Below are 10,607 nucleotides of genomic sequence, written 5' to 3'. Positions count from 1 at the left end.
GCCCCGGCGCCTGCCTCCACCGCGCCGGAGCCCCGCCGGGCCCCGGGCCTCCCGCGGGCCGTGTGGGCCACGGTCGCGGCGCTCTACGTGGTGCTCTTCCCCTACCACCCGGGCCTGCGCTCGCCCAACGAGCTGTGCCGGCTGTGGCAGACGCGCGCGCTGGTGGAGGACGGGACGCTCGACATCAACCGCGCCCTGCGTGACTACGGGCCCGTGGGCGACCTGTCGGTGATGAACGGGAAGTACTACCCGTCCAAGGCGCCGCTCTTGTCCTTCGCCGCGGTGCCCGTGTACGCGGTCCTGCGCGCCGTGGGCGGCGGCCACCGCTACGCCGTGCCGGAGGTGCCGCTCGTCTTCTTCAGCCGCCTCTTCCTCACGGTGCTGCCCACGCTGTTCCTGCTCCTGCTGGTGCGCCGCTTCCTCTGGGCCTTCGTGTCGCCCCCGGTCGCGGACGCCGTCACGGTGACGTACGCGCTGGGCTCGCTGGCGTTCAGCTACTCGCTGCTCTTCATGAGCCACCAGACGACAGCGGTGCTGCTCTTCGCCGGCTTCTACGCGCTGTGGCGACTGTCGCGCGGCGAGTGGCGCGAGCGGGGCTACGTCGTGGCCGGGGCCTGCGCGGGTGCCACCGTCGCCGCCGAGTACACCGGCGCGCTGGGCGTCCTCGGCCTCATCCTCTACGCGGCCCTCAACCTGCTGGGGACCGGGGGGCCGTGGGCCTTGCGGCTCCGGAAGCTGGGCCGGGCCACGGGGCTCGCCTTCCTGGGCGCGCTGCCCTTCCTCGCGGCGCTGATGCTCTACCACCAGGCCACCTTCGGACACCCGCTGGAGACCGGCTACAAGCACCTCAACGACGCGGCCTACCAGCCGTGGCACCTGGGGGGCTTCCTGGGCATCCGCACGCCGGATCCGCGCGCCTTCTTCCTGTCGTTCTTCTCCCCGCTGCGGGGGCTGTTCACGCTGTCGCCGTTCCTGCTGCTCGCCCTGCCCGGCCTCGTGCTCCTGCGCCAGAGAGGCCACGCGGCGGGACACGCGGCGCCGGAGTCCCGCGCGCTGTTCTGGCTGACCGCGGTGACGCTCGCGGGCTACACGTACTTCACGTCGTCGTTCACCTACGACTCGTGGGGCTGGACGACGGGGCCTCGCCACCTCACCGGGCTCGTGCCCTTCCTGCTGCTGCCCGCGGCGCTGGTGCTGGAGCGGCTGCGCGAGGCCGGACGGCCCTGGCTGTCGGGCGTCGCGGCCATGCTGTGCGCGGCGTCGGTGCTCGTCACCGGCCTCGCCACCTTCGTCAACTACATCCCCGACGACGTCTCCACCCCCGTGCTCGCGCTGGCGCGGCCGCTCCTCCAGGCGGGCTACCACCCGCCCAGCGTCCTCGCCTTCGTGGGCCTCCCCACGGGGCTCGCGGGCGCGCTGCTGATCGCGGCGCTCGTGGGCGTGGCGGGGGCCGTGTTCCTCGCCCTGGGGCGCGACGCGGCCGGGCGCATGGCCTCCCCCGGAGCCTGGGCGGCGGGGCTCGCGACGCTGGGGCTGCTGGTGGGGGCCCAGGCGGCGTTCACCCGCAACGACACCGCGGACCAGAACGCGGTGCGCTTCCTGGAGTCCGTCTGGCTCCAGCCCCCTGGCCGTCCGGACGCACCCTTCTGGCCTCGCGCGGGCTCCTGAGCCGCCCGCTATACTGACGGCCCCTCTCGCGGAGACGGTGCATGACGACGCGGCTGTGCCTGCTGTTCACCCTGCTGCTGTGCGCCCCGGCCGCCCGGGCCGACGACGCGGCGGACCTCTGGAGCAAGAGCTGCAAGTCCTGCCACGGCCCGGATGGCCGCGCCCAGACGCGCATGGGCCAGAAGGAGTCCATCGTCGACATGAGTCGGGCCGCCTGGCAGCAGGCCGAAACGGACGCCGAGCTGCGCGACGTCATCGCCAACGGCTCGTCCCACAACCCGAAGATGAAGGCCTACAAGGACCGGCTCACCCCGGAGCAGATGGACGCACTGGTGCGATACATCCGCACCTTCAAGGCGAAGTAGCGCGCCGCATGAATAACCCGTGGCGCCCGGGCGTCATGGGACTGCGAGAATCGGAGCCGCTCATGAAGACCCTCACTGTCGCCATCGTGTTCTGCCTGTCCCTCGTCAGCCTGTTCGCCTCGGTGCGCGCCGACGCCAATGCCTTCCCCCGGCTGGAGCCGGGCGTCTCCCAGCCGGTGGCGCTGATGCCCAAGGGCGGCGGCGACAAGGGCGGCGGCGACGACAAGAAGGGCGGCAAGGGCGGCGAGGAGGACGAGGAGGAGTTCCGCCAGTCCTCGCGCGGCCTCTCCCAGCAGGCCGCCCTGGAGCTGGTGGACCCGGGCGTCCTGGATGACATGCTCCGCCTGCGCGCCGCCCTCCGCGGCGGCCAGCGCTAGCGCCATCCCCGCTGGAAAAGGGCGGTGACGCCGCAGGAAATGGGGGGCTCGCAAACTTTGCGCAGCCGCGTGACGTCAAACGGCACCCCCCAGTTCAACCCACCCCCCTTATTCCGGACGGTTGGGTGCCAGCCCCCGCGGCACGCGAATTGCTCACCATCTGACTCACCGCTGTGCCTCCCCCCAGGGGCGCGCGAAGGAGTCCTCGATGGTGCTTCAGTCCAATCTCCACCGCCGTCAGCCGCGGGGCTTCACGCTCCTGCTCGCGCTGGGCGTGGTCGCCGTCGTGACGATGGCGGTGATGCTCAGCTTCAGCGTGGTGGGCCGTGAGGCCGACAGCCAGGCAGACACCCGCCGCCAGAAGCAGGCGTTCTTCGCCGCCGAGGCGGGCCTGGCCGAAGGGCGCGAGGCGGTGCGCATCGTCATGGGAGCCTCCACCAAGAACCAGATCCCCATGACGGACTTCGGGTTGAAGGTCACCGGCGTGCCCGGCTTGGGCTCCGCCACCCGCCCCTGGTACGAGCTGCTGCCCGGCAGCGGCACGGACAAGTGGAACGAGTACAAGCTCACCAGCACCTCCCTGGACACCAGCGAGGTCGGCGCCGGCGTCGACTACCCGGAGCAGAAGAACGTGCGCTACCGCGTCTTCGTGCGGGATGACGACGAGGACAACGACCTGCTCAACGACACCAACCGCCAGCTGTGGGTCATCGCCGTGGGCGAGGTCACCAACGCCAACGGTCGTCCGACGCGCTCCGTGGTGCAGGCGCTCGTGAGGAACGCGACCAGCGAGTCCATCTTCGCGCCCGGCTGCATCACCAAGGGCTGCGGTCCGGACATGACGTACGACAACCCCACGGACCAGGACCCTCCCTCGGACGACGTCAGGGTCATTCAGTAACCCGTCTTTCCATGAGCCCCTCCATGAAACGCCTGACCCCCTTGCTGCTCCTGCTCCCTGCGCTCGCCAGCGCCCAGGACCGGGGCGAGCTGGCCTTCAACAAGGCCTGTGCTCGCTGTCACCCGGTCCAAGCTCCGACGCAGGCCCAGAAGAACACCCTCTTCGGCGGCCAGCCCCTGGTCGGCCCCGCCATGAGCCAGGTGATGCGGAAGCGGAACCTGGACGAGGTCCGGACCTGGGTGAAGGCACCCTACCGGGTCAACCCGAAGACGGCCTGCGAGACGCGCCTGCTGGCTCCGGATGATCTGGACGCCCTGATGGGCTACCTGGCCACGGTCACGGTGCCGGCGACGCCGCCGCGCAACCAGCTGCTGCGGGAACAGGTGGAGCAACAGACGGCGGAGAAGGCCCGGCGCAAGAAGGTCGAACCGAAGTCCCAGCCGACGAACCAGGGGAAGAAGTGATGCGGACGCTCTCTCATGCCCTCGCGATGCTGATGGTCACGGCCCCGCTGCTCGCCGTGGCCCAGACCCCCGCGCCGGACCAGCTCTGCCAGGACGACCTGTCCAAGGACAAGCAGCCCCCGTTCAAGATCGGTCCCAACGACCTCAGCATCGACAACAACACCATCGAGCTGCGGCCCGACGGCCGCCTGCAGCTCTTCACCAACCTCAAGAAGCTGGACACGGAGAACATCACCTTCCCGTTCGACCAGCGCGTCACCATCAGCTACGTGTACGAGTCCGCCGGTGCTTCGCACGCGCTCGGTTACATGTACATGGACGACGTGAAGAAGGAAGGCTACGCGGACGCGAACGGCAACCTCGTCGACGTGAACGGCAACGGCATCCTCGACCTGCACGAGGCCATCTACAACCTGACGCCGCCGGACGACACCTCACCGCTCAAGAACAAGTACATCGGGAAGGCGCGGCGCTGCACCAGCAAGACCTTCATGTCCGGGGGCTTCAAGTACAGCCATCCCGAACTGGCGATGGACAAGGACTGCAACGAGAAGTTCGAGTCGCAGCTGGACACCACGGACGCGCGGCCGGGTCGGACCTCGAGCACCAAGAACATCAAGGCGGACTGGGTCGGCCTCCAGATGAAGCTGGGCAAGAACGACGACGGCGACCCCGACTACGACGACCCGAAGGACCTGGACAAGGACGACGCCTCCGACGACGGCGTCTTCCCCCACATCCCCAACCTGCTGGAGCCGAAGTCGTCCGCCAACGGCAACATGGGCCTGGGACGGATGGTCTTCCTGCTCGCGGATGACGACAGCGACAAGGACGTCTTCCGCAAGCTGGGCCCCGTCCAGGACGCGTCGGAAGACAACGACGGAGTCCCCGACTACGACGTCTCCAAGTACGACTACAGCGGCCTGGAGCGGCCGGTGAACCCCGACGACGGCGTCAGCGTCTTTGACCGTACGGTCGACCTGGGGATGATCGCGGGCAGCAAGGAGATCATCTTCTTCACCGTCGTCTTCTACGACGCCCGCCACAACGTGGACAACGACACGGTCGCCCCGTGCCTCAAGCGCAAGCCCTACAACAAGCTCGTCGACTCCCCGGTGGAGGACGGCAAGTGCCTGCTGCACCTGCGCACGTCCGTCTCCGTGTTCTTCTCCAAGTCCGCCTGGAACCTGGACCAGAACTTCCTGGGCCCCGCGGACAACACGGTGGCGGAGCGCAACATCGGCTGCGACTACTCCGACAAGTGCAGCGCGCCCGACTTCAAGAACGCCTGCACCATCGTGAACACCTCCAAGAAGGCCTGCGGCTGGCTGGACGACGCCACGCTCCTGCGCCTGAACACGAACGCCTACGGCAAGCTGGCCATGCCCAAGGAGGGCGTGACGGTGATGCGGCCCGGGACGGAGACCACGCCCGTCAACACCGCCCTGGACCGCATGAACTACATGCCCCACGTCATCGTGGGCGCGCCCACCACGGACCCCTTCCGGTGGATCCTCGGCTTCGAGGACCTCAACGGCGGCGGTGACCGCGACTTCAACGACGTGGTGTTCGTCATCAACAAGGAGAACGGCGGCGGCGCCAAGTCGTCCACCGTGTCCGCCGACACGATGACGAAGTCGCTCGGCCCGGACTTCACCATCACCAAGGTCCGCTTCCGCCGGCAGGACGACATCGCGCCCTATGCGAAGCCCGGCCCCCCGCCGTCGCAGATCCGCACGGGCTGCACGAGCGCGCCCTGCTGGACCGAGGAGCCCGTCGGGTCCAATGCCTGCACGGCGAACGGCGTCAAGCCCACCATCACCTATTCCATCGCGGTGGACTGCCGCGTCATCGACAGCGGCACCGGTGAGTACGTGCCCAACCTCACGCCCAACTGGGTCGCGGTGCCCTTCCCCGACACCTCGCCGCCCACCCAGGAGGTGGAGCTGGACCTGCTGGCGCTGGGCCTCACCGGTTCGCAGCTGTGCTGGAAGGTGGACATCAGCAGCCCCAACGAGCGGTGCCGTCCCATCATCGACGACGTCGACATCGGCTTCCAGGCGGTGCGCTCCGGCAGCTACGCGCGCTCCAGCCCCAGCACGCTGGGCAACGTCGCCGTCTGGGGCGTGAACGAGACGCCCGGTCAGGCCTGGGGCACCGGCTGGAGCAGCGCCGAGCGCAGCCTCCCGGGCCCGGGCATCCGCGCCTATGACGGCACCAAGGACTTCGGCATCCGGGGCCGGCTGTACCTCCAGTCGCTCTACAACCCGGAGCTCACCACCAAGACGGATCCGAAGCTGCGCTGGGAGGCCGGACGGGTGATGGCGCTGTCGCTGGCCATCAACGACCCGCGCGCGCGCAAGCTGTACTCGATGGACGACAGCCTGAATCGCCAGGAGATCACGGAGCTGGCGAAATCGAAGTCAAGCCCGCTGTTCCCCGACAGCCTCTGCAACGACTTCAGTGAGATCGACAACCGCTTCAACTACGACCTGAACCACGATGAGCGCTGCGCCACGCCCACCGTCGACAAGACCAAGTTCCCGGACAAGTTCGACGACACGGACACCAACGACCGCGACTTCCTGGTGGACTGGCTCTACGGCTACGAGAACCGGCACCCGGCCGCTGGCAACAACGCGCGCCGGCCGTGGCCGATGGGCGGCATCAACCTCTCCACCGTGGCGGTGGCGGTGCCCCCGTACCAGGACAACTGGTACCAGAACGCGAAGCCGGCCGAGCGGGACCTGTACCGCAACAACTTCATGAAGCCCCTGGAGACCCGGAGCACCCGGGCCTACGTGGGGACGATGAGCGGCGTGCTCCACGCCTTCGACACGGGCGACTTCCGCAACGCGCTCAAGGACGGCTGCATCGCGGGTGACCAGCAGCGTGGCTACTTCGTGCCGGAGTCCTGCGGCGACGCGGCCTCGCCGGCCCCGCGCAAGTACGGCTCGGGCAACGAGGTCTTCTCCTACATGCCGCGCCTGATGCTGGGTCAGTACCGCAACCAGTACGTGCGCTTCCGCGGCTCGGGCAGCCTGGTGCGACCGCAGATGGAGGCCTCCGCCAGCATCGCCAACGTGGACCTGGGGGACACCGACGACTGGAAGGACACCACCAAGTACACCTGGACGCCCGCGACGACGGCCCAGAAGCAGCGCGGCGCCAAGACGGTGCTCGTGTCCGCGACGGGCAAGACCAACCCCGTGGTCTTCTCGCTCGACATCACGGACCCGACCAAGTCCTGGTACCCGCTGCCCCTGTGGGAGTTCAGCCTCGCGGACAGCGTCGTGAACACCGCCTTCAGCGCGGCGCAGGTGATCACCCCCACCCTGCTGCTGCCGGACAACACCGGCTCGCGGCACGCGCCTTCCGTGGCCCGGCTGGCGTGGGGCTCCGACGACAAGGACAAGCGCTGGGCGGCGGTGGTGGGCACCGACTACAAGCCGGCGGACAAGCGCGCGGGCGCGGTGTTCCTGCTCGACATGAAGACGGGCAGGCCGCTCGACTACGGCACCGGGGTCGCGGGCCTGCTCGCCGGCGTCATCACCTTCGAGAAGGGCTCCGGCATCGCGGCGGAGACGGCGCTGCTCGACCTGGACCAGGACGGGACGTACGACGTCATGTACGTGCCCACCACGTCCGGAAGCGTGTGGCGCGTCAACCTCAAGAAGGTGGACACCACCCAGAAGCTGGGCAGCAAGATCCAGAAGTGCATGGTGGCCCGTGCCTCCACGGCGCTGGCGGGCCGCGCCGACGCCTACCAGACCGGCCTGGAGTACCAGCAGCTCTACTCCAACCTGGCGGTGAAGCTGGTCAGCACGGACGCGGGTCCTGCCGTGCGCTTCTACTTCGGCACGGGTGACAACCCGGACGAGTACACGGACGGGCCCACGGAAGCGAACCCCAACGACCCCAAGTACCAGTACCACCTGCTCGCCTTCGAGGACGCGGATCCCTCCGGCTCCAAGGCGTGCCCGCCGGCGGGGCTGGACCCCGTGTGGGTGCAGAAGATGGATGCCGGCCAGAAGCTCTGGGGCGGCGTGACGCTCAGCGCGAAGAACGTCTTCGCGGCGACCGCCGTGGGCGAGGCCGCGGACATCTGCAACCTCAGCGAGACGAAGTCTGGCATGTCCTACTCCACCGACCAGGCGGCCGGCCTCACGCTGAAGAAGACCAACCTGCAGGGCCACGCCATCTCCCCGCCGGTGGTTCACGACGAGCATCTGTTCGTGCTCACCGCGACGGGCAAGATGCAGGTCATGGGCGACGAGAACTGGAACAACAAGGCCGGCACCAGCGGCGTCCCCCGCTCGCAGATCATGCTGTGGGAACCGCTGCCTGACGGGAGGCTGCCGCAATGAAGCAGCGCAGCTCGCGGGGCGTCACCCTGCTGGAAGTCATGGCCACCATGGCCGTCATGCTGCTGGGCGTGGCGGCGGCGATGACAGTGGTGAGCCAGACTTCCCGCGCCAACCGCCGGACGCTGACGGCCAACCAGGCGCAGGTCATCGCGGAGCGCACCCTGGAGGAGATCCTCACCATGGGCTGCCAGGGCACGCCGCCCTGCAACAACCTGGGCAACATCTCCACCCGGAAGGTCTACCAGACGGCCGGAGGGGAGCTGAGTGACACGGCCCCGGTGGGCCCCGGGGTCGTGGCCCGGGAGTACGAAGTGAACGTCGACGTGGACAACTCCGCGGCCGTCGGCAGCGTGGAGGGGAGCAAGTGGGGCGAGCCCGCCATCAACCGCCCCCTGTCCGGGACCACGGCGGGCAACATCGTGAACGTGCGCGTGACCGTGAGCTGGGATGAGCCGGGCGTGCGCGCGGGCCGACAGATGATCGTCCTCCAGACCCGAATGGCGCCATGAGACCGTCTTCCCTCCGCGACCGGGGCTTCACGCTCCTCGAAGTGATGATCGCCAGCGCCCTGGGCGTCGTCGTGCTCACCACGGGGCTGGTGGTGGGCACGCAGATGCAGAAGCGCGCCCTCTTCGAGGAACAGACGATGATGGCGCAGGTCACGGGCCGCGCCGTCAAGGAGCTGCTCACGCTGGACCTGGCGCGCGCGGGCGCGGGCATGGGCAACACGCCCCTGTCCTTCTCGTACGGGGACCGGTCCGCCATCACGGTCTGGTACAAGCCGGACATGGCGGTGGGCGTGGCGGGCGCGGGTGGCACCATGGGCCCGGATCCCACCTTCGCGCCGGCCCCCACGACGGCACTGGCGTCGGACGCGCTGGAGATCTACTGGGGGGAGACGAGCGGGATGGTCACCCTGGCCCCCTGCACCAGCAACTCCTTCCGCCAGAACGCCACGAGCTTCTGCACGGTGCCGAACCCCGCGCTGGCCATGAGCGCGACGCCCGCCATCCTGGTCAGCGGGGGACTCAAGGTGTCCTGCCCCGTGAACATCGTCAGCGTGAGCTACAGCGCGCCGGATCCCACGGGCACGCTCACCATCAACGGACCGGCCAGCGAGTCCGCCGCCTGCAATCCCGGCGCGCCCACCTGGAAGAAGGGCACGGTGACCGGGGACGTGGAGAACTGGCTGGCCCTGCGCATGGGCGGCGGCGCCTACCGGGTGAACTGGAAGAACAACATCCCCACGCTGGAGTACCGGGCCGCGGGACAGACGGCCTGGGTCGTGGTGAGCCGCGACGTCGAGCAGCTCACCGTGCGCGAGGGCGTCATGGACTTCGACCGGGCGGACAACACGCTGGACTGGTACCCCGGCACCAACGCCTACAACCTGGCCAAGCCGCACCCGCCCATCTCCCAGTGCAAGACCGCGGACTTCGGCACGAAGGCGTGCTGGCTGGGCGGCAAGGAGTCGGATGGCACCACCCCCGCGGCCCCCGCCAGCGACGCGGAGCTCATCACGCGCCTGCGTCAGCGGGTGCGCCAACTGGAGGTGACGCTGGTCGTCCGGACCCGCCGCTCCAACCAGGATGCGGTCCAGGCGGGCACGGATGAGGAGGGGTACGTGCGGGACGGCTACAAGCGACGGCGTTTCACGTTCAAGGTGGAGCCGCGCAACTTCATGTCCGTGGGGATGATCCGGAAGCCGGCGGAGCCGACGGGAGCCACGCCATGAGGCACACGCGAGGCATGACGTTGTTGGAGCTGATGACGGCCGTGGCGGTGGTGGCGGTGCTCATCACCCTGGCGGTGGCGGGGATGCAGGGCCGCATCAACGGGCAGCGCGAGGGCACGGCCACGCGCGAGCTGTGGTCGTCCGCCTTGAGGGCGCGCCAGCTGGCCATCAGCACCAACCAGCCGGTGCGGTTCGTGGTGGAGAACAACGTCCCCCAGCCGGACGGCCGCTCGTACACCGTGGCCCGCTGGGAGCGGTTGAAGTGCGGAGACAACCTCAGCGCTCCGGACGTATGGACCCTGGACGCGTGCCCCAGCGCGACCTGCCTGAACACGTCATGCCGCACCAACCCCGAGTGCTGCAGCGAGACGGGCACGGACGTCGTCATCCCGTCCACGATGAACGCCACGTCGATGCACGCTCTCTGCTTCCTGCCGGGCTCCGGGCGGCCGGTGTTCAACAGGATGGACTGCCTGCGCGGGTCGCTCGGCACGCCGGCCGCCATCGCCGCGGCGGCGCCCACGGACAGCTCCATCCAGTTCAAGTTCACCTCCAACCGCGTCAAGAGCGTGCTGATGGTGGAGCCGCTGACGGGCCTGTCCAGCGTGATGGACTGCGACTCGCTGGCCGCGACCTCCTCCAACGTCACCTACAAGGACGTCCGGCTGACGGCGGCCTGCGCGGCGCCCTGAAGCGCAGCCCTGCGGCCGTCCGGTTCTCCGGCCGCAGG

9 protein-coding genes are annotated in these 10,607 nt (G+C 69.1%); all 9 read left to right on the top strand.

Translation table 11 applies throughout. The features are described 5' to 3' along the window. Positions 1–1,668, top strand: a 1,668-nt coding sequence (locus D7V93_RS06615; RefSeq protein WP_372338294.1) for a hypothetical protein, incomplete at its 5' end; no start/stop codon positions are given. A 41-nt stretch (positions 1,669–1,709) separates the two neighbouring features. Beyond that, positions 1,710–2,033, top strand: a complete 324-nt coding sequence (locus tag D7V93_RS06610) for a c-type cytochrome (protein WP_120642558.1) — start codon at positions 1,710–1,712, stop codon at positions 2,031–2,033. A 62-nt stretch (positions 2,034–2,095) separates the two neighbouring features. Then, positions 2,096–2,410: a hypothetical protein gene (locus D7V93_RS06605; protein ID WP_120642561.1), complete on the top strand. Its 315-nt coding sequence runs from the start codon at positions 2,096–2,098 to the stop codon at positions 2,408–2,410. A 208-nt stretch (positions 2,411–2,618) separates the two neighbouring features. After that, positions 2,619–3,311 carry a hypothetical protein gene (locus tag D7V93_RS06600; protein WP_120642557.1) on the top strand — a complete coding sequence of 231 codons (693 nt, stop codon included), beginning with the start codon at positions 2,619–2,621 and terminating at the stop codon, positions 3,309–3,311. Positions 3,312–3,334: 23 nt separating this feature from the next. Next, complete coding sequence (locus D7V93_RS06595; protein WP_158623660.1) at positions 3,335–3,775, top strand: c-type cytochrome; 441 nt, start codon at positions 3,335–3,337, stop codon at positions 3,773–3,775. Continuing rightward, positions 3,775–8,142 (top strand): DUF4114 domain-containing protein, encoded by a 4,368-nt coding sequence (locus D7V93_RS06590; protein WP_120642555.1) that lies wholly within the window; start codon positions 3,775–3,777, stop codon positions 8,140–8,142. The genes D7V93_RS06595 and D7V93_RS06590 overlap by 1 nt, the downstream gene beginning before the upstream one ends. Then, positions 8,139–8,651: a type IV pilus modification PilV family protein gene (locus D7V93_RS06585; protein WP_120642554.1), complete on the top strand. Its 513-nt coding sequence runs from the start codon at positions 8,139–8,141 to the stop codon at positions 8,649–8,651. Before D7V93_RS06590 ends, D7V93_RS06585 begins: the two co-directional genes overlap by 4 nt. Next, complete coding sequence (locus tag D7V93_RS06580) at positions 8,648–9,877, top strand: PilW family protein (protein WP_120642553.1); 1,230 nt, start codon at positions 8,648–8,650, stop codon at positions 9,875–9,877. Before D7V93_RS06585 ends, D7V93_RS06580 begins: the two co-directional genes overlap by 4 nt. Then, positions 9,874–10,569, top strand: a complete 696-nt coding sequence (locus D7V93_RS06575; RefSeq protein WP_120642552.1) for a pilus assembly FimT family protein — start codon at positions 9,874–9,876, stop codon at positions 10,567–10,569. Before D7V93_RS06580 ends, D7V93_RS06575 begins: the two co-directional genes overlap by 4 nt. The last annotated feature ends 38 nt before the right edge of the window (positions 10,570–10,607 follow it).

It is taken from the genome of Corallococcus llansteffanensis (assembly GCF_003612055.1).
GTDB lineage: Bacteria > Myxococcota > Myxococcia > Myxococcales > Myxococcaceae > Corallococcus > Corallococcus llansteffanensis.
Note: the sequence above shows the minus strand (reverse complement) of the source record. Positions and strands in the feature narration are given on the sequence as shown.